Below are 25,445 nucleotides of genomic sequence, written 5' to 3'. Positions count from 1 at the left end.
GATCGTCCGAGATGAAGTTCGCCATCGCCCGATCCTGATGACTTGAGCCATAGACCGATTCTACCCGAGCCCGCCCAAATCCGACAGACTGCTAGGACACGCGTCCGGTGAGCATGCCCTCGTCGGCGGACCACGCCTCGATGCGCGCCTGCACCGCCTTGATCGTCCGCGCCGTGACCGTGTCCTCGTCGCCGTCGGCCGCGATCACCGTGCAGCGTTCCGGTTCATGACCGGCGATGTCCAGGAAGCCCAGCCGCACCCGGGCGTGGAACGCGATGTCCAGGGCCTCGAAACGGGTCACGGCGCCACGGGCGCGGGCGCGCATCAGGCCCACGTTCGGATCCAGATCCAGGACCAGGGTCAGATCGGGACCGAACGGCCCGGCGACCAGTTCATAGAGGACTTCCAGGGTTTCCGGAGCGAGGCCGTGACCATGGCCCTGATAGGCCAGGGTGGAATCCGCGAAGCGATCGCACACCACCCAATCGCCGCGCCGCAGCGCCGGCCAGATGACATGGCGCAAGTGATCGCGTCGCGCCGCCGACAGGAGAAGCGCCTCGCCAACCGCGTCCCAGCCGTCCACGGGCGCGTCCACCAGCACCGCGCGCAGGGCCTCGGCGCCGGAGGACCCGCCCGGCTCCCGGGTTTCCACCACCGTGTGTCCCCGTGCCCGAAGCCAGGCGGCCAGGTGACGCGCTTGCGTGGACTTCCCGGTCCCCTCGCCGCCTTCCAGGGTGATGAAGCGGCCCCGCATCCCATTCCCCCTCTTTATCATCGGTTCGACGGCCCCATGGGCGTCGTGCCTGACCGCCCACCACAGGCTCGGGGCGGCGTCAGGCCGGGCTCCGCAATGGCGGCGGCCCATCCACGCGCGCGCCCTGGCCGTCGGCTTGGTCCCCGCCTCCATTCAGGGCGTCCGGCAACGCGAGTCCCAGAACCAGATACTTCAAGGCGGTGAACATGCGATTGAACAGGCCCATGCGGTCGACGTTGGTTCCCGCATGCAGAGGAAATGCCATGTCCTCCATCCCCGGCGCCTCGATGACCAAGGTGGCGACCCGGTCCCCCTGGGTGACGGGCGCCGGCACCGGCCCCTCGTACCGGGCGGTCACGGTCATGGCCCGGCGCGCGTTGCGCGGGATGGTCACGGTCAGCCCCTCCGGCAGCACCAGCGGCACGGTCTCGGTCTCGCCCATCCACACCTCGGCCTCGGTGACCGTGTCGCCGGGTTTGAACATGGTCACGGTCTCGAAGGTGCGGAACCCCCAGGAGATCAGACGCTCGGCCTCTTCGGTGCGGGCTCGCGTGCTGTCCAGGCCGTTGAGGACCAGGATCAGGCGGCGCCCGTTGCGCTCCGCCGACGCGGTCAGGCCATAGCCGGCGATGCTGGTGTGCCCGGTCTTCAGGCCGTCGGCGCCCACGTTCTTGTAGAGCAGCGGGTTCCGGTTGTGCTGCGTGATGCCGTTGTAGGTGAACTCCTTTTCGGAATAGTACGGATAATACTCCGGAAAGTCGGTGATGATGCGGTTCGCCAGGGTGGCCAGATCGCGGGCCGTCATCAGGTGATCCGGGTGCGGAAGCCCCGTCGAGTTCTCGAAGGTGCTGTCGGTCAGGCCGATTTCGGCGGCGCGCCGGTTCATCGCCTCGGCGAATGCCTCCTCCGACCCCGCCAGGTTCTCGGCCACGACGATGCAGGCGTCATTGCCGGACTGCACGATGATGCCGCGCAACAGATCTTCCAGCCGGACGTTGGAGTTCGGCTCCAGGAACATGGTCGAGCCGCCGCTGGCGGCTCCACCCTCTCGCCAGGCGTTCTCGCTGACCGAAAAGACATTGTCCAGCGACAGGCGGCCGGCCTTGAGCTGTTCGAACACCATATAGGTGGTCATCAGCTTGCTCATGGACGACGGCGGCATGGGGACCGTGGCGTTCTTGTCCAGAAGAACGGTGCCGGTGCCCACGTCCAGCAGCAGCGCCTCGCGGGCGCTGGTCTCGATGGCCTGGGCGCGCGCCATGACGGGACCCGAGGCCAGCACCACCATCAGGACCGCCACCATCAGGATGATCGGCACGATCCTCAAGATCGGCGCGTCTCGCGTCGACCGATCACTCAGGCCCGGGCGTGGCCCGGACCAGTTCTTACACAAGCTCTGAAAAGACATCTTGAACCCGCTTTATTCAAACGGAAATGTGCCGATCCAGAGCGCGCCTTGTGAACCATTGGCCGCGAGACGGGACCGGGGACCGCTCAGTGCGTCACCACACGAGCGGCAGGATACCCGGAGGAGCGGACCACCTGCAACAGACGGGCGGCCTGTCGGCCCGTATCCACCGGTCCGACACGCACGCGCAACAGGTTGGCGCCGGTTTCGGTGGTCACCGGCGACAGCGCGGTCGGTCCCAGCGACTCCAGGTGCTCCGCCGCCCGCGAGGCGTTGAGCGGGTTGGAGAAGGCCCCGGCCTGGACGTACCATCGACTCTCATCGCGCGCGGGCGCGGGCCTGTTCGCGATCACGAAGGCCTGCCCGGCGGTTGATCTGGCGCTGTCGGCGGCCTGCCGCGCGACGGGCGGAGTGGCGACCGGACGCACGACACGTGTCGCGCTGACCGGCCGGGCCACGGCGGTGGTCGCCGGCCTCCTGTTGCCATGGCGCAGCGCCAGGCTTTCCTCTTCCAGGATGGTCACGCGTACCCGCGCCGTGCCTCGGCGCCGGAAGCCCAGCATTTCGGCGGCCCGCTTGGAGACATCGATGATGCGGTTGTGAGAGAACGGTCCACGATCGTTGACGCGCAGGTTCACGGACCGCCCGTTGGCCATGTTGGTGACCCGCACCATGGAGGGCATCGGCAGGGTCGGATGGGCGGCGGTCAGGGCGTTCTGGTCGAAGCGTTCGCCATTGGCCGTGCTCTTGCCATGGAAGCCCGGACCGTACCAGGAGGCCATGCCCTCCTCGTCATAGCCCATGTCCTCCGCCGGCGTGTACCAGCGACCGCGGATCTGGTAGGGGCTTCCAACCTTGTAGCGCCCCGCCGACGACTGGCCCTGCTGGCCATCCGGCGCGATGATCTTGGCCGTGTTGACGGCCAGGGTGGTCTCGGCGCAGCCCGCGAGTCCCAGAAGCGAGACCAGGACCACGCCAACGGACAGGACGGTCAGGGCACGGGATCGATGACGGACTCGGACAGGGTCGGGGAAGGACGCGGCGCACTGCCCATGGACTCGCATGATCGCACTCTTCCTTTTGTGCCAACGGTCACGGCGAAGGACCGTACCATACCAGCGGCGGATGAGCGTGACCCATCCGCCCCCGGGGCGCCTTGCGAGCGCCCCATCTCAAAAAACGGGCACCGCGAAGCGGTGCCTGGGCTGCACCAGCCCGCTCCCCCATCCGGCCACCCGTTCGGATACTGCCCCACGGAAACGATGGGAGAGCGGGGGCATGGGCCGGCCACGAACATCAGCGGTCATGATCAAGGATCGTTGGCATTACACCGGACGATACAACGAAAAACGGTGAGCCTGGAAGATCGGAAGGGACCCGCTACAATCCCGAGATCAGATCAAGTCACGACAGCACAATGTTGAGTAGAGAGCTGAACTATACCGACTTTGGCGAATCCTGGCAACCCGCCGGACAAGGTCTGACGAAAGACCCCATGGAGACTGTGAGCCACCCGTCGAAAACAAAGGGCGCGTTCACAAACGGACACGCGGCGCAGGGTCCGGTTGGCGCCGTCCCCCCCTGCCCCGCCTGCCCGGATCCACCGCCGACAGAGACCGCCGTCCTGGTCGTGGTTCCGCAGGACGCCGACCATGCCTACCCCCCAACGCCCTACCCATGGTACACACTTCGCGGTCTGAAACACAGCATATTGCGGTTTCCAGAACGATCACGGGCCCATGGTCAGGTCGGATCAAGGCCCGCGGCGGCCCGCCGCACCCGGGCGAGCAACGCGGGATCGGCATAGCCATCGGCGGGCAACCCTCGCGCCGCCTGGAACCGCTTGATGGCCGCCCGGGTGTTCGGCCCCAACAGACCGTCGGGGGCCCCGGCCTGATAGCCCAGCCCGTTCAGCAGCCCCTGAAGGATCTCCACATCGTCGCGGCGCAGGGGTGTTTGATCGCGGTTGAACACACCGATCAACGGCCCCTGTCCGGCGATGCGGTCGGACAGATGCCCCACGGCCAGGGCGTAGAAGCTGGAGTTGTTCCAGCGCATGATGACACGGAAGTTGTGATACACCAGGAACGTGGGTCCCCGGTGTCCGGCGGGCATCAAAAGGGCCGCCGACATCTGCGGACCGCCGGGCAACGGCCCGCCGTCGGCCCGCGTGACCCCCAGCGCGCGCCAGGTGGCCAGCGGCTGCCACTGGTCCAGGCCGGAGCGGGCATGGTCGTAGCCGGCCGGTAGGCGCACCTGCCGTCCCCATCGCTCGCCGGCCCGCCAGCCGATGCGCGACAGGAAGGCGCCGGCCGAGGCGAAGGCATCCGGCACCGAGGTCCAGATGTCGGCGCGGCCATCGCCCGTGCCATCCACCGCATGATCGCGGAAGGTGGTGGGCATGAACTGCATCTGCCCCATGGCGCCGGCCCAGGAACCCTGCATGGCCTCAGGCGTGATATGCCCCTGGTCAAGGATCTCCAGCGCCGTCAGCAACTGCTCCCGGAAAAAGGCGCCCCGGCGCCCGTCGTGGGCCAGGGTCGCCAGGGCCTCGATCACGTTGAAACCGCCGGTGTTGCTGCCGTAGTTGCTCTCCAGGCCCCAGAAGGCCAACAGCACCTCGGGCGGCACGCCGGTTTGCCGCGAGACTCGCTCCAGGAGCGCGCGATGCCGCGCCAGCATGGCGCGCCCGGTCTCGACGCGGGTGTCGGACACGGCCTTGCCGAAGTACCCCCAGAACGTGCTGGTGAACTCGGGTTGACGGCGATCCAGCTCGACCACCCGGGGGTTGGCGGACAGGCCGGCGAACGCGCGATCCACGGTGGTCGGGCGGATGCCGCGCCGAATGGCCTCGGTCCTCACGCCGTTCAGCCAGCGGGCGAACGCGGCTTCCTGGGTCGACGTCGTGCCGGCCGGAGCAACGGTGGCGGCGGGATCGGCCGGCCGGGGACCGGGCACCGGTGCCTGGGCGCAGGCCGGCAAGGTCAGCAGAACGGCCAGCGCGCCGATGGCCATGGATCGGCCCGCCAGCGGCTGACCAGCCGGACGGGAGCGGGTGGGAGGTGACATTCCGGGTCTCCAACGGTGAGGCGCCCCCTGTGTGCCACAGACGGCGCCCCCGAACAATTGGATCCGAAGCGGTCCCCGCGCCCGACCTCGCCGGGCCGCCCTACTCCGCCGCCGTGCCGGCCGCGCGCGGATCGGTCCCGTCCACCGTGACCGGCACCTCCAGCTTGTCCAGCATCTCCTTCGGCACGATCTGCCAGAAGGCGCCGATGTCCTGGTCCCAGGTCACCAGCAGGCGCTGCGCGAACCGCGACTGGGTCTCGGCGACGTACTCCTCCACCAGGCGCCTGAGCATGTCGGCGTAGTGATCCACCTGGATGCGCTGCCAGATCACGTAGTCCGGATTGATGCGCAGCGGCAGGAGATCCTTGGGATCATGGATGAAGGCCATGCCGCCCGACATGCCGGCGGCGAAGTTGGCGCCCACCTCGCCCAGGATCACGACCACGCCGTTGGTCATGTACTCGCAGCCATTCGACCCGCAGCCCTCGACCACCACCTGGGCGCCGGAGTTGCGCACCGCGAAGCGCTCGCCCGCCTGACCGGCGGCGAACAGCTTGCCGGCGGTGGCGCCGTAGAGCGCCGTGTTGCCGATGATGGTGTTCTCATGCGAGGCGAGTGGACTGGACACCGCCGGCCGCACCACGATGGTGCCCCCCGACAGCCCCTTGCCCACGTAGTCGTTGGCGTCGCCGAACACCTCCAGCTTCAGACCCTGGACGGCGAAGGCCCCCAGCGACTGACCGGCGGATCCCCGCAGGCGCACGGTGATGTGCCCAGGCTGAAGACCCGTCATGCCGTACTTAGTGACGATCTTGTGCGAGAGCTTGGTGCCCACGGCGCGGTGGATGTTGCGCACCGCGTAGGTGAGCTGCATCTTCTCGCCGTCCATCAGCGCCGCGCGGGCGTCGTCGATCATCTGCGCGTCCAGGGTTTCCGGCACCTCGTTGCGGCCCTCCAGCGTGCAGTGCACGGGCAGGCCGCCGCTGTCCGGCGTGGCCAGGATGGCGTTCAGGTCCAGGTCGTCCAGGTGCGACGATCCCCGGCTGACCTGGTGCAACAGGTCGGTGCGGCCGATGGCCTCGTTCAGCGAGCGGAGGCCCAGGGAGGCCAGGATCTCGCGCACCTCCTCGGCCATGAAGGTGAACAGATTGACCACCTTCTCCGGCGTGCCTGTGAACTTGTCCCGCATCGCGCGATCCTGGGTGCACACCCCCACCGGACAGGTGTTGGTGTGGCACTGGCGCACCATGATGCAGCCCATGGCGATCAACGAGGTCGTGCCCACGCCGAACTCCTCGGCGCCCAGCATGGCGGCGATGACCACGTCCCGCCCCGACTTGATGCCGCCGTCGGTGCGCAGCAGCACCCGGTGGCGCAAGCGGTTCAGGGTCAGCACCTGGTGCACCTCGGACAGGCCCATCTCCCAGGGCAGGCCCGCGTACTTGATGGAGGTCTGCGGGCTGGCGCCGGTGCCGCCGTTGTGGCCGGACACCAGGATCACGTCGGCGTTGGCCTTGGCCACGCCGGCGGCGATCGTGCCGATGCCGGTGCGGCTGGTCAGCTTTACGGTGACCCGGGCGCTGGGGTTGATCTGCTTCAGGTCATAGATGAGCTGCGCCAGATCCTCGATGGAATAGATGTCGTGGTGGGGCGGCGGACTGATCAGCGTCACCCCCGGCGTCGAGTGCCGCAGCTTGGCGATCTCCACGGTCACCTTGAAGCCGGGCAACTGCCCGCCCTCGCCCGGCTTGGCGCCCTGGGCGACCTTGATCTCGATCTCGCGGCACTGGTTCAGGTATTCGGCGGTGACGCCGAAGCGGCCCGACGCCACCTGCTTGATGGCCGAGTTGGCGTTGTCGCCGTTGGGCCGGGGCTTGTAGCGCTCCGGATCCTCGCCACCCTCGCCGCTATCGGACTTGGCGCCGATGCGGTTCATGGCGATGTTGAGCGTGCCGTGCGCCTCCGGCGACAGCGCCCCCAGCGACATTGCCGGAGTCACGAAACGGCGGCGGATGGCGTTGGTGCTTTCCACCTCGTCCATCAGGATCGGTTGGCTGACGTGCTTGAAGTCCAGCAGGTCCCGAAGGTTGATCGGCGGCAGCTCCCGCAGGCCCTTGGTATAGCGGCGGAAGGTCTGGTAGCTCTCGGTGGTCACCGCCTGCTGCAACACGTGGATCAGGCGACCGTCGTACTGGTGCGCCTCGCCCCCGCGCCGATAGCGGTAGAAGCCGCCCACCGGCAGCGCCACCACCGCCGGATCATAGGCGCGGGCATGCTGGGCCAGCGCCTTCCTCTGGATGCCGCCCAGGCCGATGCCGGAGATGCGCGAGATCAAGTTGGGGAAGAACTCGGCCACCAGGGAGCGCGACAGGCCGATGGCCTCGAAGCAGTAGCCGCCCCGGTAGCTGCTGATCACCGAAATGCCCATCTTGGACAGGATCTTGAGCAGGCCGTCGTTGACCGCCTTCTTGTAGCGGGCCATGACCTCGTCAAGCGACAGGTCCCCCAGCAGGCCGCGCCGATGGCGGTCCGCCAGGCTGTCCTGCGCCAGCCAGGGGTTCACGGTGGTGGCGCCGACGCCGATCAGCACCGCGAAGTAATGCGTGTCCATGCATTCGGCGGACCGCACGTTTAGCGAGGTGAAGGTGCGCAGGTGCTGTCGGACCAGATGCGTGTGCACCGCGCCGGCGGCCAGGATCATCGGGATGGCCACCCGCGTCGGTCCGACCGCCCGGTCGGACAGGATCAGGTGGGTGCAGCCGCCACGCACCGCGTCCTCGGCCTCGCGCTGGATGCGCTGGATCACCTGGCGCATGGCGTTCTCGCCCCCGGCCGGATCGAAGGTGGCGTCGATCTCGCTGGCCGTCTGGCCCATATAGCGCCGCATGGCCTCGAACTCGGCGGTCGTGAGCACCGGGCTTTCCAGTTGCAGCAGTTCGCACTGCTCGGCCGTTTCCTCAAGGATGTTGCCCAGGTTGCCCAGCCGCGTGCGCAGGCTCATCACCCGCGTCTCGCGCAGCGGATCGATGGGCGGGTTGGTCACCTGACTGAAGTTCTGGCGGAAGAACTGATGCAGGCCCCGGTAGTGGTCCGACAGCACCGCCAGCGGCGTGTCATCCCCCATGGAGCCGGTGGCCTCCTTGGCCTCCTCGACCATGGGCTGAAGGATCAGTTCCATGTCCTCCATGGTCTGGCCGAAGGTCATCTGGGCGCGGCTCAGGGCCTCGCCGGACAGGCCAGCCGGCTCGCAGCTGTCGCCCTGGATCAGGCTATCGAGCATGGTGATGCGCTTGACCCAGTCCCCATAGGGATGCCGCGCGGCCAGCATATCCTTGATGTCGCTGTCCTCGTAGAAGCGCCCCTCGCGCAGGTCCACGGCGATCATGCCGCCCGGACCGACCCGGCCCTTGCGGACGATGTCGGCCTCGACCAGCCGCACCATGCCGGTCTCCGAGCCGACCACCAGCAGGCCATCGCGGGTCACCGAATAGCGCATGGGGCGCAGGCCGTTCCGGTCCACGCCCGCCACCACCCAGCGGCCGTCGGTGGCGGCGATGGCCGCCGGACCGTCCCAGGGCTCCATGACACAGTTGCAGTAGGAAATCAGGTCGGCGTGAGCCTGCGGCAGCGTGGCGTTCTGGGTCAGGCTCTCGGGGATCATCATGGCCTTGACCATGGGCGCCTCTCGGCCGCTCCGGCACATCAGCTCGAACACCGCGTCCAGCGAGGCGCTGTCGGAGCCACCGTTGCGCACCACCGGCTTCACGTCCTCGATGGCGGCGCCAAGAACGCCGGTGGACATGCGCGTCTCATGCGCCTTCATCCAGTTGACGTTGCCGGTGACGGTGTTGATCTCGCCGTTGTGCGCCAGCATGCGGAACGGCTGGGCCAGCCACCAGGTGGGGAAGGTGTTGGTGGAATAGCGCTGGTGATAGAGCGCGAAGCTGGACTCGAAGCGGTCGTCCAGCAGGTCCGGATAGAAGCTGGTGAGCTGCTCGGCGAGGAACAGCCCCTTGTAGATGACGGAGCGACAGGACAGCGAACAGATGTAAAAGTCCTGGATATTGGCCGCCTGCACCTTCTTCTCGATGCGCCGCCGCACCCCGTACAGGTCGATCTCGAACTGGTCGTCGTCCACGCCCTTGGTGTTGCAGATCATGATCTGCTCGATCTCGGGCCGCGTGGCGTTGGCCTTCTCGCCGATCACCGAAATGTCCACCGGCACCTGGCGCCAGCCGTAAATGGTGAAGCCGGCCGCCAGGATCTCGGTCTCGACGATGCAGCGGCACTCTTCCTGCTCCGTCAGGTTGGTCTTGGGCAGGAACACCATGCCCACCGCCAGCCGCCCGTTCATGGGGACGTGGCCGGTGGCGGAGATGTGCTCCTTGAAGAACGCCTGGGGAATCTCGACGTGAATGCCGGCGCCATCGCCGGTCTTTCCGTCGGCGTCGACCGCGCCCCGATGGAACAGCACCTTCAGCGCCTCGATCCCGGCCACCACCACCTGGCGCCGGGGCTGGCCGTCGATGGACGCCACCAGCCCGACCCCGCAGGCATCGTGCTCCAGCGACGGATCGTAGGCATGGGCCGCGCGAAGGCGATCGGCGTTGGCGCGCCACTCGGCCACGACGGCGGCGCCGTCCTTGGTCTGCATCTCGGTCATGGCCGGGACTCCTCTCGGTCGGGGCCGTCGCCGCCCGCGATGGCGTTGGCGGGGCAACAGGCCGGAAGCTCTGGAACGGGGGATCAGGCGGGCGCGGTCACGACGCCAGGGCCATGTCCCCGGTCGGCGCGGTCGCGGCGGCGGCGCGCGCCTGAAGGTAGTCGTGGATGCCCTCGGCGGCGTCGCGGCCGTCGCGCACCGCCCAGACCACCAGCGAGGCGCCGCGCACGATGTCGCCGGCGGCGAACACGCCGTCCATGTCGGTCATCAGGCTGTGGCTGTCGACCTTGAGGGTACCCCAGCGGGTTACCGGCAGGTCCGGTTCGCCGAACAGCGTGGGCAGGTCCTCGGGCTCGAAGCCCAGGGCGGCGATGACCATCTGGGCCGGCAGGCGGAACTGGCTGCCGTCGATGGGAGTCGGGGCCTGGCGGCCCGTGGCGTCGGCGATTCCCAGGCGCATGCGTACGGCGCGGACCTCGGCGGCACGCCCGTCCTTGTCCACGACGGCCTCGGGCGCGGCCAGCCAGACGAAGTCGACCCCTTCCTCGATGGCGTTGGTCACCTCGCGCTGGGACCCGGGCATGTTGGCCTGGTCCCGCCGGTAGAGGCACTTGACGGAGGTCGCGCCCTGGCGGATGGCGGTGCGCACGCAGTCCATGGCGGTGTCGCCCCCGCCGATCACCACGACGTCCTTGCCGGCGGCATCGAGGTCGCCGCTGTCGAAGGCCGGCACGCTGTCGCCCAGGTTCAGGCGGTTGGACGCCGTCAGGTACTCCAGCGCCGGCAGCACGCCCGGCAACCCGGCACCCGGCACCGAAAGGCCGCGCGCCTTGTAGACGCCGGTGGCGATCAGCAGGGCATCATGCGTCTGGCGCAGGTCGGCGAGGGTGGCATCGCGACCGACCTCGAAGTTCAGGCGAATGTCGACCCCGGACTCGGCCAGCAGCGCCGCCCGCCGCTCGACCACGGTCTTTTCCAGCTTGAAGCCCGGGATACCATAGATCAGCAGGCCGCCGATCCGGTCGTAGCGGTCATACAGCGTCACCTTGTAGCCATGGCGCCGCAACTGCTCGGCCGCCGCCATGCCGCCGGGTCCCGCGCCGATGATGCCCACGGACTGGTCGCGTTCCTCGATGGGCGTGATCGCCTGGACCCACCCCTGCTCCCACGCGGTGTCGGTGATGAACTTCTCGACGGCGCCGATGGTCACGGTACCGTGGCGCGACTGCTCCAGCACGCAGGAGCCCTCGCACAGGCGATCCTGCGGGCAGATGCGGCCGCAAATCTCGGGCATGTTGTTGGTGCTGGAGGACACCGCGTAGGCTTCGCGCAGGCGCCCCTGGGCCGTCAACAACAGCCAATCCGGGATATTGTTGTGCAAGGGGCAGTGAACCTGGCAAAACGGAATGCCACACTGCTCGCACCGGGAGGCCTGATCGGCGGCGCGGTCATCGGCGAAGCCGGTGTAGATCTCGTCGAAGTCGTCACGGCGTTCGTCGGCGGCGCGCTTGTCGGGCATATCGCCGCGCAGACGGGTGAATTGCATCATCTTCCGCGCCATGGCGCTTCCTCCACTCGGGTCGGGGGGCAGCCGGGTCAAGGGTCTTCGGTTGCGGGCTACCCACAGTCCGGAGAGGTGTCATACGCTTCGCAGGGGGGCTTACACAAGCCAAAAGCACATAAACGGCAGTATGACTGACGTTATTTTCGAGGCCCGCCGTCCCCCGTTGCCATAACAGAGGATCCGCTTCGAAGCGTGCCGGAAATTAGGTCACAAATGAGAACCAATTTCCGTCGATGCCAGGGGCACCCAAGTTTGCTAAAAGAAAACCCTTATCAGATCAGGGGGTTGGGCTGTGCTCACACTGCATGTCATCGTCCTGGCCCTGGTTCAGGGCATCACCGAGTTCCTGCCGGTCAGTTCCTCTGGGCACCTCGCGCTGGTGCCCATGCTCACCGACTGGCCCGACCAGGGCATGACGATGGACGTGGCGGTGCACGTGGGCACCCTGCTCGCCGTGTGTCTCTATTTCTGGCGTGATGTCGTGGCGATGCTCGGCGGCCTGACGCGATTCTGGCGGGTGCGCAGCGACCCCGGCGCGCGCCTGATCTGGCATCTGGTGGTGGCCACCATCCCGGTGGTGGTGGCCGGCGTGCTGCTGAAGGAGCGGATCGCCACCGACCTGCGCAGCCTGGAGGTCATCGCCTGGGCCACCCTGGTGTTCGGGCTGCTGCTGGGGATCGCCGATCGGGTCGGCATGACCGTGCGACGGGTCGAGCACATGCGCCTCCTGGATGCCCTGGTGCTGGGCCTGGCCCAGGCCCTGGCGCTGGTGCCCGGCACCAGCCGCTCCGGCGTCACCATGACCGCCGCCCGGTTCCTGGGCTTCGAGCGACCGGACGCGGCCCGCTTTTCCATGCTCATGTCGATTCCCACGCTGACCGCCGCCGGCGTCCTCCTGGGCCTGGATCTCTACCGTCTGGACGACTGGCGCATCACCCAGGAGGCGCTGGTCGCCGGCGCCCTGGCCCTGGTCTCGGCGTTGGTCGCCATGGCCGGGCTGATGGCCTGGCTGCGCCGCGCCGGCTTTATGCCCTTCGTGATCTACCGCGTGGTCCTGGGGCTGGCGCTGCTGGGCATCGTCTACGGCTATCTCGACCTCTGACCGGACCTCCCGGACCCAGCCGTCTCCAATCGCGTCACGGGCTGCGTCGCTTTTTGGATCACTTGCCGGGCGGTCGCGGCTGGGCTAGCAAGGGTCCCCCTTCCCGCCCCTGTCCGGACACGCAACCCCATGGCCGTCGCCCCGCTCTCCCGTCCCTGGTCCGATCTCAAGGATCCGGCTCGCGCCACCCTGATCCTGATCGGCGGGACCGCCCTGGTGCGAGTCCTGCTGGCCGTGCTCATGGACTTCGGTAACGGCGAGTCCTACTACCTCGCCGGCACCCGCGAGCCGCACCTCAGCTACTTCGACCAGCCGCCGCTGGCCCTATGGCTGGGCTGGGCCATGCTGGCGCTCACCGGCAGCGACGACCCGGCGGTCATCCGCCTGCCCTTCATCCTGATCTTCGCGGCCACGACCTGGGTGCTGTTCAGCCTGACGCGGCGGCTCATCTCGCCCTGGGCGGGCTTCTTCGCCGCGCTGTTCCTCAACATCTCGGCGGTGTTCACCGTCAGCGTCGGCGGCTGGTTCCAGCCCGACGGTCCCCTGATGCTGTTCTGGCTGCTGACCGCCTGGGCGCTGGCCCGGGTGATGCTGGAGCCCGACCAACGGACCCGCGCCTGGCCCTGGTGGCTGGTGATCGGCCTGTTGCTGGGTCTGACCCTGCTGGCCAAGTACCACGCCGTCTTCCTGGTGGCCGGTGCCGGCCTGTTCGCCCTCACCCGGCCCGACCAGCGGCATTGGGTCCGCCACCCGGCCCCTTATGTGGCCGGCCTGCTGGCGCTGGCGGTGGCCGCCCCCGTGCTGATCTGGAACGCGCAGAACGACTGGGTGTCCTTCGCCTTCCAGAGCGGCCGCTCGGTGGAGAGCGCCGGCCTACGGCCCGACTGGCTGTTGCGCAGCATCGTGGGACAGATGACCTGGCTGTTGCCCTGGGTCTGGCTGCCCATGATCTGGGTGTTCGCCGCCGCCCTGTTGCGTGGCCCGACCGACGCCAACCGGACCGACTGGTTCCTGGCTTGCCTGGCCGTTGGACCAATCGCCTTCTTCACCGTCATCGCGCTGTGGGCGCCACTGGGGTTCCACTTCCACTGGCAGGCGCCGGGCTACCTGATGCTGTTCCCGCTGCTGGGGCGGATGGCGGAGCGCGGACTCGCCCGCCGCCCTCGCCTCACCGGCGTCTGGCTGAGCGGGTCGGTGACGGTCACGGCGCTGGTGCTGGCGGTGCTGGCCAGCCACATCGGCACCAACTGGATCGCCCACGTCGTCCCCCTGGACAAGGACCCGACGCTGGAGGCGCTGGAATGGCGCGCCTTGCGCGAGGATCTGGCCGAAACGGGCCTGCTGGACCGGCCGGAGACCTTCGCCGCCGCCGTCCACTGGGTCGAGGGCGGCAAGGTCGACAGCGCCGTCGGCGGCGCCCTGCCGGTGGTGGTGCTGTCCAACGATCCCCGCAACCTGGCCTTCACCCTGGACCTGCGCGCGGCCGAGGGCTGGGACATGCTGCTGATGGGCAGTGGCCGGCGGCTGGGCGACGACCCGCGCGCCCGCTTCACGCAGAGCCTGGACCGCCTGGAGCCCATCGGCACCTACACCCTGACGCGTGGCGGCGACGTGGTGATCGAGGACATCCAGGCGTGGCTGGGTCGAGGGTTCACGCTGCGCCGCGCCGTCGCCTTCGACGGCACCGACGCGGTCAGCTACTTCGGCGACGGTTGGGGACCGGTGGACGCCGGGGCCGGGGCGCGCGCCGTCGCGGCGGACACGGCGACACTCCGGGTGGACCTGGACCCCCGGGTCCCCTACGGGCCCCTGCGGGTTCAGGCGCGATCCGCCGATGGCCAGCAGACCTTGACGGTGGCCTGGAACGGCACCGCCGTTGGCCGACTCGTGCTGCCCGAGGACGGATCGGTCGTGACCCTGGACACCCGGGTCCCCGGCGCCCGGCGCGTGGACCGCCGGCAAGGGACGATCACCATCACGCCGGAGCGCCCCGGAGCCTGGGTGCATGACCTGCGGCTGGAGCCCGATCCCCTGCCCTGACGCCCGATCGCCGACGAGGGGACCGGCGCCATCGGGGGCCGGTCCCGCCTTCCCCGGCCAGGACGTCAGGTCGCGTCCGCGGCCACCTGCATGCGGATGATGGCGTCCGGATCGCTGACCTTGCCGTTGTGCTCCGGCGCGCCCTTGCGGATGGCGTCCACCGCCTCCATGCCGTCCACCACCCGGCCCCAGATGGTGTACTGCCCATCCAGGTAGGGCACGTCGGCCAGACAGATGAAGAACTGGCTGTTGGCCGAATGGGGGTTCTGCGTGCGGGCCATGGAGCAGGTGCCGCGCAGGTGCCGGGCCACCGAGGGATCGGAGAACTCGGCCTTCAGGTCCGGCAGGTCGGAGCCGCCGGTTCCGGTGCCCGTGGGATCCCCGGTCTGGGCCATGAAGTCCTCGATCACGCGGTGGAACACCACGCCGTCGTAGAACCCCTGGCGGGTCAGGGTCTTGATGCGCTCCACATGCGCGGGCGCCAGTTCGGGCGACAGGGTGATGGTCACCCGGCCGGCCGGCAGATCCATGTACAGGGTGTTTTCCGGATCAAGGGTCACGCCAGCGTCAGCGGCCATGGGTCTTGCCTTTCCTGTGACAGCGCACATCAGTGCGACGGAGAACATCAGCGCCCGCCGGGACAGTGGGATCGCCCGCGACCGGCGCAACCCGGTTCCGTTACTCATGAGACTCTCCAAAGCGATTCAGCAGGCGTTGGTGCACGCTCGGCGTCACGAAGGGGCTGATGTCGCCGTCCAGGCGGCCGATCTCCTTGACGAAGCGCGAGGAAATGAAGTGTGACCGTTCCGAGGCCATGAGGAAGACCGTCTCGATGCTGTTGTCCAGCCGCGCGTTCATGCCGGCCATCTGGAACTCGTACTCGAAGTCCGAGACGGCGCGCAGGCCGCGCACGATCACCGAGGCGCCGACCTCCTTGGCATAGTGGACCAGCAACGAGCCGAACGGCATCACCTCCACGGAGTTGCGGGCGCCGATCCCGCTTTCGTCCAGGGACTCCCGTAGCATCTCGACCCGCTCCTCCAACGAGAACATCGGGCCTTTCCCGGCATTGACGGCCACGGCGACGATCAAGTGGTCCACGACCCGCGTCGCCCGACGAATGATGTCCAGGTGCCCCGTGGTGACCGGATCAAAGGTCCCCGGATAGACGCCCACATGGTTACTGACAGTCATGGCGGATGCCCGTTCCCCTCTGTCGTTGCGGCGACCGCCACCCAACGGCACCCGTCGCGCCGGGCACGGGCCACGCCCGCGCCCCCATTGTTCAGTCCTCGGTGTCGGCGTCGGCGTCGGTGACCGTGTCCTCATCGGTCCCGTCCGCGCCGGCGTCGCCGGTGTCCTCCTCGCCGGGGTCGGCCAGGGACGCCGGCAGATGCGCCGCCGAGACCACCACCTCGTCCTCCGCCGTGCGGAACAGACGCACGCCCAGGGTCTTGCGCCCGGCGATGCGCACGTCGTTGAGCGGAAAGCGGATCAACTGTCCGGTGTTGGTGATCAGCATGATCTGGTCTTCATGGCCCACCGGGAACGACGCCACCACGGACCCGTTGCGCGGCGGCGTGTCGATGCTGACGATGCCCTGCCCGCCGCGCCCCGAGATCCGATACTCGAACGAGGAGGTGCGCTTGCCGAAGCCGTTCTCGGTGACGGTGAGGATGAACTCCTCCTCGGCGGCCATGCGCTCGAAGTCCTCACCGGACAGGTCGCCCGGCTCCACCGCCTCGGCCTCCACGTCGGGCGCGCGATCGGCGTCCTCGTCGTCCGGGCGGCGGCGCAATTGGTTGGCCTGCTTCAGGTAGGCCGCCCGGATCGCCGGATCGTAGTCGGCATGGGTCAGGATGCCCAGACCCATCACCCGGTCGCCGCGCGCCAGCTTGATCCCGCGCACACCCGTCGAGGTGCGGCCGGCGAACACGCGCACGTCGGACACGGCGAAGCGGATGCACTTGCCGCCCCGGGTGGACAGCAACACGTCCTGGTCGTCCGAGCACACATGCACCCCGATGAGCGCGTCGTCGGGCTCCAGCTTCATGGCGATCTTGCCGTTGGCCATGATGTTGGTGAAGTCGGACAGCTTGTTGCGCCGCACGGTACCGGAGGCGGTGGCGAACATCACGTGGAGGTCGCCCCACCTGTCCTCGTCCTCCGGCAGTGCCATGACGGTGGAGATGGTCTCGCCCTCCCCCAGCGGCAGCAGGTTGACCATGGCCTTGCCGCGCGCCTGCGGCGTGCCCAGGGGCAGGCGATAGACCTTGAGCTTGTAGACGATGCCGGCGGAGGAGAAGAACAGCAAGGGCGCGTGGGTGTTGGCCACGAACACGGTGGTGACGAAGTCCTCGTCACGCATGGCCATCCCGGTCCGCCCGCGCCCGCCGCGCCGCTGGGCCCGGTAGGTGGACAGCGGCACCCGCTTGATGTAGCCGGTGTTGGTCACCGTCACCACCATGTCCTCGCGGGCGATCAGGTCCTCGTCGTCCACCTCGAACTCGACGTCCTGAAGCTCGGTGCGCCGGGGCGTGGCGAACGCCTCGCGCACGGCCGCCAGTTCCCCGCGCATGACGGCGTAGAGCTTCTCGCGCGAGCCCAGGATCGCCAGGAACTCCTCGATGCGGGCGCCGATCTCGCGCAACTCCTCCTGAATCTTCTCGCGCTCCAGGCCGGTGAGCCGATGCAGCCGCAAGTCCAGGATGGCGCGGGCCTGCGCCTCCGACAGGCGATAGCAGCCGTCCACCACGCCCCGCCCGGGTTCGTCGATCAGGGCAATCATGGGCGCCACCTCGCCCACCGGCCACGGGGTGGCCTGCAATCGCTCGCGCGCGGTCTGGGGATCGGGGGCGCGGCGGATCATCTCGACCACCGGATCCACGTTGACCACGGCGATGGCCAGGCCGACCAGCACGTGGGCGCGTTCCCGTGCCTTGTTCAGTTCGAACACGGTGCGGCGGCGGATGACCTCCTCGCGGAAGGCGATGAAGATCCGCAGGATCTCCGACAGCGTCAGCAACAACGGCCGTCCCTGGTTCAGGGCCAGCATGTTGACGCCGAACGTCGTCTGCAACTGCGTGAACCGGTAGAGCTGGTTCAGGACCACGTCGGCCACGGCATCGCGCTTGACCTCGATCACCACCCGCACCCCGCGACGATCGGACTCGTCGCGGATGTCGGAGATGCCCTCCAGCTTTTTCTCGCGCACCAGTTCGGCCATCTTTTCGATCATCGCCGCCTTGTTCACCTGATAGGGCATCTCGGTGACGACGATGGCCTCGCGGTCGCGGCCGAAGCTCTCGATGGCGCAGCGCGCGCGCATGATGATGCTGCCGCGCCCGGTCATATAGGCGGCGCGGATTCCCGCCTTGCCCATGACCAGGGCGCCGGTGGGAAAGTCCGGCCCGGGGATGATCTCCTGCAAGTCCTCGAAGGACAGGTCCGGGGTGTCGATCAGCGCCAGGCAGGCGTCGACCACCTCGCCCAGATTGTGCGGCGGGATATTGGTGGCCATGCCGACGGCGATGCCGCCGGCGCCGTTGACCAGCAGATTGGGGAAGCGCGCCGGCAGGACGACGGGTTCCCGCGTGCTTTCATCATAGTTGGGCTGGAAATCGACGGTGTCCTTGTCGATGTCCTCCAGCAGTCCATGCGCGGCCTTGGACAGGCGGGCCTCGGTGTAGCGCATGGCGGCGGCCTTGTCGCCGTCCATGGAGCCGAAGTTGCCCTGGCCGTCGATCAGGCGCAGACGCATGGAGAAGTCCTGCGCCATGCGCACCATGGCGTCATAGATCGCGCCGTCGCCATGCGGATGGTACTGGCCCATCACGTCGCCGACGATACGCGCCGACTTGCGGAACGGCTTGCCGTGGACATAGCCGTTCTCGTTCATGGCATAGAGGATGCGCCGGTGCACCGGCTTCAGGCCGTCGCGGGCATCGGGCAGGGCGCGGCTGACGATCACGCTCATGGCGTAATCAAGGTAGCTGCGCCGCATCTCGTCCTCGATGGCGACCGGAGAGATGTCGGAGTCGGAGGGAGTGCCGGGAGGAGTGGTCACGATCGGACGTCGCCTACGGGTTCATGCCGGTACGGGCCCGATGGAGGTCCCTCCCGCCGGCGCGGCCACGCCCGAGGGGCGGACCACCGCGGGAACGCCCGTGATGGAGCGGGATGGACCCAGTGGCATCGGACGAAGCCGGGCTCATGGTCAGGCCCGGACAGGGCGTCAAGTCGCCTGTTCTGGGCGGGAACCTCCCCCTGTCGCCGTCCGTGGAGCGGTCCCGAAACCGGCGCTGGAAAGGGCGACGACCTTAGCAAACGCACCGGAGCGGGGCAACGTGGGCGTGACCGTCCCATCCGCGTCCCCGGGTCTACCAAGGCCCTTCACGCCACCGCGCCCGGCCCGACGGACACGCCGATGCGCACCTGGTCTCCCCCCCTGGCCCGAGCCTCGGACAGGGCCTCGTCCGCCCGCGTGAATGCCGCGTCCCAGCCCCCGGGCGCCGCCATGGGATCGATGGCCACCACCCCGGCACTGCATGTGAAGCGATGAGGAAGGGGACTGTCCGACGAAACGGGGAGCAGGCCCTGGGTGCGCACCACATCGAGAATGTGGTCGCCGGTCCGCGTCAGATCGGCCTCGCGCACCCCGGGCATCAGCACCATGAACCGCGCCGCGTCGAGGCGCGCGACGATGTCGTCGGACCGCGTGTGGCCGCGCAACAGGCTCGCCAGCAGGCAAACGACGTGTGTCTCCATATCCGGTCCATGGATGTCGCCAATCCGGTTGGCGTGGTCGACCTCCAGAACCGCCAGGCCCAACGGGCGTGTGTCGCGCGCCGCCGTGACGGCCTCGCGCCGGTACAGCGTCTCGAACCCGATGCGGTTCCATGTCTGGGACAGCGGACAGATCAGGGCCTCGCGCCCGTCCTCATCCAGGTCCCGCAGCAACTGACCCTGGGTCTCACCCAGGTGACGGTTCTCGATGGCGACCTCCGCCAGCCGCGCCAGATCCTTCAGGCTCGACAAGGTCTCCCAGTCCATCTTGCGGGGCTGCTGATCGATGATGCACAGGGTGCCGATCAGGAACCCCGCCGTGTTGCGGAGCGGGATGCCCGCGTAATAGCGGATGAACGGGGGGCCGATCACCAGGGGATTGTCGGCGAATCGGGCATCCTTGAGCGCATCCGGGATGATGAACAGGTCATCCCGCAGGATGGCGTGCCCGCAGAACGAGATGTCGCGGGACGTTTCGGGCGCCTGCAATCCAAACCGAGACAGGAACCACTGGCGGTCCACATCAATCAGGGAGATCAACGCGATCGGCAGCCCCGAGAGCCGGTGCGCGAGGCGGGTCACGCTGTCCAGCGCCGCATCGGCCGGCGAGGACAGAACGTTCATCGCGCGCAGGGACGCCAGGCGTTCAGAGTCATCGGCTGGAATCGGTGCACACTTCATGGCTCCATCTCCCACACACGATCTCCGCCCCCTGGCCACGTGGGATCACACCTCGGGTCGCGCGACGAGAAGGTCCGGTGTCGGGCTCGTGCCCTAGTGCAGCGACGTTTGCATTCAAGGGAGTCCCCCTTGAATGCAAACGTCGCTGCACAAGACATTGTTTCTCGTGCACTTTCGATCCAGACAAAAGAATGCGGACTGCATCTTTTGTCTGGATCAGTGCACTAGCTTCCGGCGTGGCCGCGTCCGGTGTCGGGCGCCACGGCAAGACCCCGCCGGCGACCGGCGCCGGTGCGTTCAGGTACCCTAGATCCCCGCTGGGTCTTGGACAACCCAGGGGGAGTTGGCCGTATTGTCCTAGAATGGGATATCGTCCTCCAGGTCGCCCTGCCCCGCTCCACCGCCGCCGGGGCCGCCATAGCCGGAGTCCCAGCCACCGCCGCCCGACCCGCCCGGCCCGCCGGACCCACGGCCGCCGCCACCGCCACCGGCATCATAACCGCCGTCCGCCCCGCCGTTGCCGAAGCCGCCACCGGACCCGCCGCCGCCGCCGGCGCGACCATCCAGCATGGTCATCTCGGCCCCGGGACCCTGAAGGACGACCTCGGTCGAGTAACGATCGTTGCCACTTTGATCCTGCCACTTGCGGGTTTGCAGGGACCCACACAGGTAGACCTTAGATCCCTTGCGCAGGTACCGTTCGGCGATGTCGGCCAGCGGCCCGAAGATCGCCACGCTGTGCCACTCGGTGCGTTCGCGCCGCTCGCCGCTCTGGCGGTCCTTCCAGGTATCCGTGGTGGCCACACGCAGGTTGGCCACCTTGCCGCCGTTCTGGAAGGTGCGGCATTCGGGGTCTCGCCCCAGGTTGCCGATCAGAATGACCTTGTTGACGCTGCCAGCCATGGGGAGTCTCCAAACCCTCGTGAATCGCCGCGCGGCCCCGCCCGGCGACACCGGCGCGACACGCGTTGGCGCCCACTCTATCCGCCCGGTCGCGGTCGCGAAAGTCCCCGGCCCCGGCCTGTATGGGTTCAGGCCGCGCACCGTTCGGGGGTGACGCGTCGTCCTCGTCATGGCACCCATGCCCGTGCCGGTCTGAGTCGGCGCGAGCCCGTCTTGATCACGCCGGTGCGCCGTGGTGAAACGGACATAGGACGCCACCGTGGGATCGATGCCCGGCGCTGGCCGGACACGGGGGGCGGGGTCGTCCACCGCCCCCATCGTCGGCGCGTCGTGGACCCACGCCCCCCTGTCATGCGATGGAGCGACGGTTGTGACACATTTGGTCGGGGACTCGAGGACATCGACCGCCGGCATCCCGTCCGGATCCCTCACCGCCCTGCCCGCCCGTACCGTGGTCCGGATGCTGGGCCGGGGCGAGGTCTCGCCCCTGGAGCTGATCGACGCCGCCATGGATCGTACCGCCCGCGTCGATCCGGTGGTCAACGCCGTGCCCACGCTGTGCCCGGAGCGCGCCCGCGCCGCCGCCCGCCGCCTGACCGACGACGTCGGCGGACTCGGTGGCCTGGAGCCGACCGCGCCCGGCTGGCTCGCCGGCCTGCCGGTGCTGATCAAGGACATGACCGATGTGGAGGGCGTGCGCACCACCTATGGTTCGCCGATCTTCCGCGATCATGTGCCGGCGCGCTCGGGACTGGTGGTGGAGACGCTGGAACGACGCGGTGCCGTGGTGCTGGGCAAGACCAACACGCCGGAGTGGGCGGCCGGCGGCAACACCTTCAACGCGGTGTTCGGCGCCACCCGGAATCCCTGGGACACGCGGCTCAGTTGCGGCGGGTCCTCGGGTGGGTCGGCCGTGGCCCTGGCCACCGGCATGACCTGGCTGGCGACGGGGTCGGACATGGGCGGATCCCTGCGCCTGCCGGCGGCCTTCTGCGGCGTGGTCGGCCTGCGCCCCAGCCCCGGCCGCGTGGCCCGGGCTCCCACCGCCGACCCCTGGTCGCCGCTGTCGGTCGACGGTCCGATGGCACGCGACGTGGCCGATGTGGCCCTGCTGCTGGACGCCATGACGGGCGCCCATCCGGCCGATCCGCTGTCCGTGGACGCCCCGGCCCATCCCTTCCTGGCGGCGGCCGAACGTCCGAAGGTCCCGGTGCGCGTGGGCTGGAGTCCGAACCTGGGACTCTGGCCGGTGGACCCGGAGGTCGCCGCGCTGTGCGCCGCCGCCGTCCGCCGGTTCGAGGACGCCGGCACGCTGGTGGACGACGCCTGCCCCGACTTCATGGGCGCCCGGGCGGTCTTTCAGACGCTGCGGGCCGACGCCTTCGTCACCGCCATGGGGCCGATGCTGGATACGCACCGCGATCAGCTCAAGCCCGAGGTGGTGTGGAACATCGAGCACGGCCTCGCCCAGACCCAGGCCGACCTGTCCGAGGCCGCGCGGGGGCGCGCGGCGCTGATGGCCCGGGTGGCGGCGTTCTTCGAGACCCACGACCTGCTGGCCTGCCCGACCGTGATGGTGCCGCCCTTCCCGGTCGAGCACCGCTTCGTGGACAGGGTCGCCGATACGCGCCTGGAGACCTATGTGGACTGGCTGGGTCTGACCTCCACCCTGACGCTCACGGCCTGCCCGGTGATCTCCCTGCCCTGCGGGACGACGGCCGCCGGCCTGCCGGTGGGACTGCAACTGATGGCGCCGCCGCGCGCCGAGGCCGCGCTGCTGTCCCATGCCGCCCTGCTGGAGGGATTGCTGGGCCGGTCGGCCACGCCGGTCGATCCCCGCGCGCCAGGCTGACGCTCACGCGTGCCGGCATTCCAGGAAGCGGACCGCCTTGGCGCCGGTGCCGTAATCGACCCGGCCGATGGGCCGGAACCCCAGCGCCTTGTGAAAGGCCATCGACCCGGGGTTGGGGGGGCGTTCGTTGACCTCGCAGATCACCCGGGCGTCGCGACGGTGGTGGACCGCCGCCGCGCGCATGACCGTCCGGTACAGCGCCCGGCCGACGCCGCGTCCGCGCGCGTCGCTGGCCACCACCACCCGGTCCACATACAGGAATGTTTCCCGGCGCCCACAGACCCAACGATAGTTCTCGCTTTCGTAGGGAAGTCCCGGCGGCAGCGCCAGAACGAACCCCAGCAGGGTTCCGTCTTCGCCGCGCGCGCCCGACACCACCGAGGCCCACTCCATCAGGCGTTCCAGCGCCGGGCCGCTCAGGTCGTTGACCTTCGGCACGGCCGCGTTGTTGAGGACAAGCATGCGATCCAGATCGGCGGACGTCAGATCACAAGGGGTCAAGGGCATGGAGAAACCGGCTCCCGGAAGGGTCGACGAAGTCCCGGTGCTTAGCATACCAACCGGCGCCGGTCAGCGATCGTGTGACGGGCCTCGCCATGCCCCTTGGCAATGTCCCACTCCCGACGGCACACTCCCGTGGTCCATCGGTCACCAAAGGCCGTGCGGATCAAAGGGGAGAGACCGCGCGTCATGGAGCACCTCACCGATCTGGCCACCAACCCGACCACCTGGGCGGCGCTGGCCACACTGATCGTGATGGAGATTGTCCTGGGCATCGACAATCTCATCTTCATTTCCATCCTCACCAACAAGCTGCCGGAGGCGCGGCGCCGCATGGCGCGGCGCGTGGGGATCAGTCTGGCGCTGGTGCTGCGGCTGGCCTTGCTGGGAACGGTGGCCATCATCGTGACGCTGACGGCGCCGGTGATCACCGTCCTGGGGCACGGGTTCTCGTGGCGCGACCTGATCCTGCTGGCCGGGGGCCTGTTCCTGGTCTGGAAGGCGACCAAGGAAATCAGTCACACCGTGAATCCCAATCCCGACAAGAAGGACGACGGGGTGCTGACCATCGGCTTCACCGCCGCCATCGTCCAGATCCTGCTGCTGGACCTGGTGTTCTCCATCGACAGCATCATCACGGCCGTGGGCATGACCGACAACTTCGCCGTCATGGTCATCGCCGTCGTCGTCGCGGTGACAGTGATGATGGTGGCGGCCACGCCGCTGGCGGACTTCATCCACGCCAACCCGACCATCGTCATGCTGGCGCTGGGCTTCCTGCTGATGATCGGCATGATGCTGATCGCCGATGCCTTCGGGGCGCACGTGCCCAAGGGTTATATGTACGCGGCGATGGCGTTCTCGGCCCTGGTCGAGGCCCTGAACATGATGGCGCGGCGGGCCAGGCGCCGACGCGCGACGCGGTCGACATGACACGGTGACGCGTCCACACACACCCCTCACTCCCAACATCACCCCCACGCGCCCCGGAGGGCCGGAACGACCATGAGCGCCCTGATGGATCGTCTGATGGATCGGTTCCCGGCCCTGCGCGACCTGGAGTGCGAGGCCCGCCGGGTTCTGGAGGACGGCGCGCGTCCGGCCACGCTGGCGGCCGGGACGCAGTTGTTCCTGGATGGCGACCCCTGCACGGCCTTCACCCTCATCCTGGACGGTGCCGTGCGGGTGCAGAAGGTGTCCGAGTCGGGACGGCGGATCGTGCTCTACCGGGTGGAACCGGGCCAGACCTGCGTGCTCACCACCAACGCCTTGATGGCGGCCATTCCCTATGGCGCCGAGGGACTGGCGGAAACGGATCTGGCCGTGGCCATCGTGCCCCACGGCACCTTCCAGCGGCTGCTGGCGGGCTCCGACGTGTTCCGCCGCTTCGTGTTCTCGGCCTATGCCACGCGCATCAGCGACCTGCTGCTGTTGATCGAGGAGGTGGCCTTCGCCCGCATCGACGCCCGGCTGGCCCACCTGCTGTTGACGCGGGCGGACGACTCGGGGGAGGTGCGGGCCACACACCACGCGCTGGCCACCGAACTGGGATCGGCCCGCGAGGTCATCAGCCGGCAGCTCAAGGAGTTCGAACGCCAGGGCTGGGTGAGCGCGGCACGCGGCCGGGTGCTGGTGCGCGACGGGGCCGCCCTCGCCCGCCTGCATCAGGGCGGCGACGGCGCGCGGTGACCCTCATCGAGGGTGGAACTGTGACTTAGTTACTGATCGTCACAAGACATCGGTGTACTCCATGGGTCATGGACACGGCCTCCGACAGCCGTGCTCCCCCATCCCCATTTGCTTGAGACGGAGTTCCACCATGACCAAGAACGTTGGCGGCATGGACCGCAACCTGCGGATCGGCCTGGGCGCGCTGCTGATCATCGGCGCCTTCGTGATGCCCGAGACCCTGAACCCCTGGGGCTTCATCGGCATCATTCCCCTGGCCACCGGCCTGATGGGCTGGTGCCCGCTCTACATCCCGCTGGGCATCAAGACCTGCAAGACGGACTGACCGTCCGCGAGGCCGTCCGGTTTCCTTCCGTCGCGTCCTCGCGCGGTTCCCCCGGCGGACCCATCGCCGGGGGAACCGCGTGCGTGGGGCGATGGGTATTCTCTGGCCC

18 protein-coding genes are annotated in these 25,445 nt (G+C 68.6%); 6 read left to right on the top strand and 12 right to left on the bottom strand.

The genetic code is table 11. The annotated features are described in order from the left end of the window. Positions 1-91 precede the first annotated feature (91 nt). The 6 genes from tmk to GGD89_RS07115 all read right to left on the bottom strand — a co-directional run bounded on the left by tmk (position 92) and on the right by GGD89_RS07115 (position 11,455). Complete coding sequence (gene tmk, locus GGD89_RS07140) at positions 92-754, bottom strand: dTMP kinase (RefSeq protein ID WP_246422812.1); 663 nt, start codon at positions 752-754, stop codon at positions 92-94. A 79-nt stretch (positions 755-833) separates the two neighbouring features. Beyond that, the gene (locus tag GGD89_RS07135) at positions 834-2,057 is read right to left on the bottom strand and encodes a D-alanyl-D-alanine carboxypeptidase family protein (RefSeq protein ID WP_184043579.1); all 1,224 of its coding nucleotides are present in this window, start codon (positions 2,055-2,057) and stop codon (positions 834-836) included. A gap of 191 nt (positions 2,058-2,248) precedes the next feature. Continuing rightward, the gene (locus GGD89_RS07130) at positions 2,249-3,226 is read right to left on the bottom strand and encodes a septal ring lytic transglycosylase RlpA family protein (protein WP_184043551.1); all 978 of its coding nucleotides are present in this window, start codon (positions 3,224-3,226) and stop codon (positions 2,249-2,251) included. 679 nt (positions 3,227-3,905) lie between these two features. Next, positions 3,906-5,231: a lytic murein transglycosylase gene (locus GGD89_RS07125; protein ID WP_246422805.1), complete on the bottom strand. Its 1,326-nt coding sequence runs from the start codon at positions 5,229-5,231 to the stop codon at positions 3,906-3,908. A gap of 100 nt (positions 5,232-5,331) precedes the next feature. Further along, positions 5,332-9,894 (bottom strand): glutamate synthase large subunit, encoded by a 4,563-nt coding sequence (gltB, locus tag GGD89_RS07120; RefSeq protein WP_184043549.1) that lies wholly within the window; start codon positions 9,892-9,894, stop codon positions 5,332-5,334. Between the two features lie 97 nt (positions 9,895-9,991). Further along, positions 9,992-11,455 (bottom strand): NAD(P)-dependent oxidoreductase, encoded by a 1,464-nt coding sequence (locus GGD89_RS07115; RefSeq protein WP_184043547.1) that lies wholly within the window; start codon positions 11,453-11,455, stop codon positions 9,992-9,994. Positions 11,456-11,750: 295 nt separating this feature from the next. Between GGD89_RS07115 and GGD89_RS07110 the strand changes: the two genes are divergently transcribed. After that, positions 11,751-12,560, top strand: a complete 810-nt coding sequence (locus tag GGD89_RS07110) for an undecaprenyl-diphosphate phosphatase (RefSeq protein WP_184043545.1) — start codon at positions 11,751-11,753, stop codon at positions 12,558-12,560. Between the two features lie 129 nt (positions 12,561-12,689). Then, the gene (locus GGD89_RS07105) at positions 12,690-14,600 is read left to right on the top strand and encodes an ArnT family glycosyltransferase (RefSeq protein WP_184043543.1); all 1,911 of its coding nucleotides are present in this window, start codon (positions 12,690-12,692) and stop codon (positions 14,598-14,600) included. 65 nt (positions 14,601-14,665) lie between these two features. Here the strand turns inward: GGD89_RS07105 and GGD89_RS07100 are convergent, their stop codons facing one another. The 5 genes from GGD89_RS07100 to ssb all read right to left on the bottom strand — a co-directional run bounded on the left by GGD89_RS07100 (position 14,666) and on the right by ssb (position 20,969). Next, positions 14,666-15,178 (bottom strand): peptidylprolyl isomerase, encoded by a 513-nt coding sequence (locus GGD89_RS07100; RefSeq protein ID WP_246422802.1) that lies wholly within the window; start codon positions 15,176-15,178, stop codon positions 14,666-14,668. Between the two features lie 100 nt (positions 15,179-15,278). Beyond that, positions 15,279-15,794 (bottom strand): pantetheine-phosphate adenylyltransferase, encoded by a 516-nt coding sequence (gene coaD, locus GGD89_RS07095; RefSeq protein ID WP_184043541.1) that lies wholly within the window; start codon positions 15,792-15,794, stop codon positions 15,279-15,281. A 91-nt stretch (positions 15,795-15,885) separates the two neighbouring features. Next, entirely contained in the window at positions 15,886-18,666 is a 2,781-nt protein-coding gene (gene gyrA / locus GGD89_RS07090; protein WP_184043539.1) for a DNA gyrase subunit A, read from the bottom strand. A gap of 326 nt (positions 18,667-18,992) precedes the next feature. Then, complete coding sequence (locus GGD89_RS07085; RefSeq protein ID WP_184043537.1) at positions 18,993-20,066, bottom strand: sensor domain-containing diguanylate cyclase; 1,074 nt, start codon at positions 20,064-20,066, stop codon at positions 18,993-18,995. 357 nt (positions 20,067-20,423) lie between these two features. Beyond that, positions 20,424-20,969 (bottom strand): single-stranded DNA-binding protein, encoded by a 546-nt coding sequence (gene ssb / locus GGD89_RS07080; protein ID WP_184043535.1) that lies wholly within the window; start codon positions 20,967-20,969, stop codon positions 20,424-20,426. 370 nt (positions 20,970-21,339) lie between these two features. Between ssb and GGD89_RS07075 the strand changes: the two genes are divergently transcribed. Then, positions 21,340-22,821 carry an amidase gene (locus GGD89_RS07075; RefSeq protein ID WP_343058550.1) on the top strand — a complete coding sequence of 494 codons (1,482 nt, stop codon included), beginning with the start codon at positions 21,340-21,342 and terminating at the stop codon, positions 22,819-22,821. A gap of 3 nt (positions 22,822-22,824) precedes the next feature. Here GGD89_RS07075 and GGD89_RS07070 read toward each other — a convergent pair whose 3' ends face one another. Next, positions 22,825-23,328 carry a GNAT family N-acetyltransferase gene (locus GGD89_RS07070; protein ID WP_184043533.1) on the bottom strand — a complete coding sequence of 168 codons (504 nt, stop codon included), beginning with the start codon at positions 23,326-23,328 and terminating at the stop codon, positions 22,825-22,827. Between the two features lie 183 nt (positions 23,329-23,511). Here GGD89_RS07070 and GGD89_RS07065 point away from each other — a divergent pair, with 183 nt between their 5' ends. The 3 genes from GGD89_RS07065 to GGD89_RS07055 all read left to right on the top strand — a co-directional run bounded on the left by GGD89_RS07065 (position 23,512) and on the right by GGD89_RS07055 (position 25,336). Then, positions 23,512-24,255, top strand: coding sequence for a TerC family protein (locus GGD89_RS07065; protein WP_184043531.1), 744 nt, complete (start codon positions 23,512-23,514; stop codon positions 24,253-24,255). Positions 24,256-24,327: 72 nt separating this feature from the next. Then, positions 24,328-25,011, top strand: a complete 684-nt coding sequence (locus GGD89_RS07060) for a Crp/Fnr family transcriptional regulator (protein ID WP_246422800.1) — start codon at positions 24,328-24,330, stop codon at positions 25,009-25,011. Positions 25,012-25,141: 130 nt separating this feature from the next. After that, positions 25,142-25,336: a YgaP family membrane protein gene (locus GGD89_RS07055; RefSeq protein WP_184043529.1), complete on the top strand. Its 195-nt coding sequence runs from the start codon at positions 25,142-25,144 to the stop codon at positions 25,334-25,336. Positions 25,337-25,445: the final 109 nt, after the last annotated feature.

The organism is Roseospira visakhapatnamensis (assembly GCF_014197915.1).
Lineage (GTDB): Bacteria > Pseudomonadota > Alphaproteobacteria > Rhodospirillales > Rhodospirillaceae > Rhodospira > Rhodospira visakhapatnamensis.
The sequence above is the reverse complement of the archived record's forward strand: the minus strand, read 5'-3'. Positions and strand labels throughout refer to the sequence as shown.

Excerpts from the sequence above, each read along its gene's own strand:
- tmk (WP_246422812.1), bottom strand. The coding sequence starts at position 754 with ATGCGGGGCCGCTTCATCACCCTGGAAGGCGGCGAGGGGACCGGGAAG.
- GGD89_RS07135 (WP_184043579.1), bottom strand. The coding sequence starts at position 2,057 with ATGGTGGCGGTCCTGATGGTGGTGCTGGCCTCGGGTCCCGTCATGGCG.
- GGD89_RS07130 (WP_184043551.1), bottom strand. The coding sequence starts at position 3,226 with ATGCGAGTCCATGGGCAGTGCGCCGCGTCCTTCCCCGACCCTGTCCGA.
- GGD89_RS07125 (WP_246422805.1), bottom strand. The coding sequence starts at position 5,231 with ATGTCACCTCCCACCCGCTCCCGTCCGGCTGGTCAGCCGCTGGCGGGC.
- gltB (WP_184043549.1), bottom strand. The coding sequence starts at position 9,894 with ATGACCGAGATGCAGACCAAGGACGGCGCCGCCGTCGTGGCCGAGTGG.
- GGD89_RS07115 (WP_184043547.1), bottom strand. The coding sequence starts at position 11,455 with ATGGCGCGGAAGATGATGCAATTCACCCGTCTGCGCGGCGATATGCCC.
- GGD89_RS07105 (WP_184043543.1), top strand. The coding sequence starts at position 12,690 with ATGGCCGTCGCCCCGCTCTCCCGTCCCTGGTCCGATCTCAAGGATCCG.
- GGD89_RS07100 (WP_246422802.1), bottom strand. The coding sequence starts at position 15,178 with ATGGCCGCTGACGCTGGCGTGACCCTTGATCCGGAAAACACCCTGTAC.
- coaD (WP_184043541.1), bottom strand. The coding sequence starts at position 15,794 with ATGACTGTCAGTAACCATGTGGGCGTCTATCCGGGGACCTTTGATCCG.
- GGD89_RS07085 (WP_184043537.1), bottom strand. The coding sequence starts at position 20,066 with ATGAAGTGTGCACCGATTCCAGCCGATGACTCTGAACGCCTGGCGTCC.
- ssb (WP_184043535.1), bottom strand. The coding sequence starts at position 20,969 with ATGGCTGGCAGCGTCAACAAGGTCATTCTGATCGGCAACCTGGGGCGA.
- GGD89_RS07070 (WP_184043533.1), bottom strand. The coding sequence starts at position 23,328 with ATGCCCTTGACCCCTTGTGATCTGACGTCCGCCGATCTGGATCGCATG.
- GGD89_RS07065 (WP_184043531.1), top strand. The coding sequence starts at position 23,512 with ATGGAGCACCTCACCGATCTGGCCACCAACCCGACCACCTGGGCGGCG.
- GGD89_RS07060 (WP_246422800.1), top strand. The coding sequence starts at position 24,328 with ATGAGCGCCCTGATGGATCGTCTGATGGATCGGTTCCCGGCCCTGCGC.
- GGD89_RS07055 (WP_184043529.1), top strand. The coding sequence starts at position 25,142 with ATGACCAAGAACGTTGGCGGCATGGACCGCAACCTGCGGATCGGCCTG.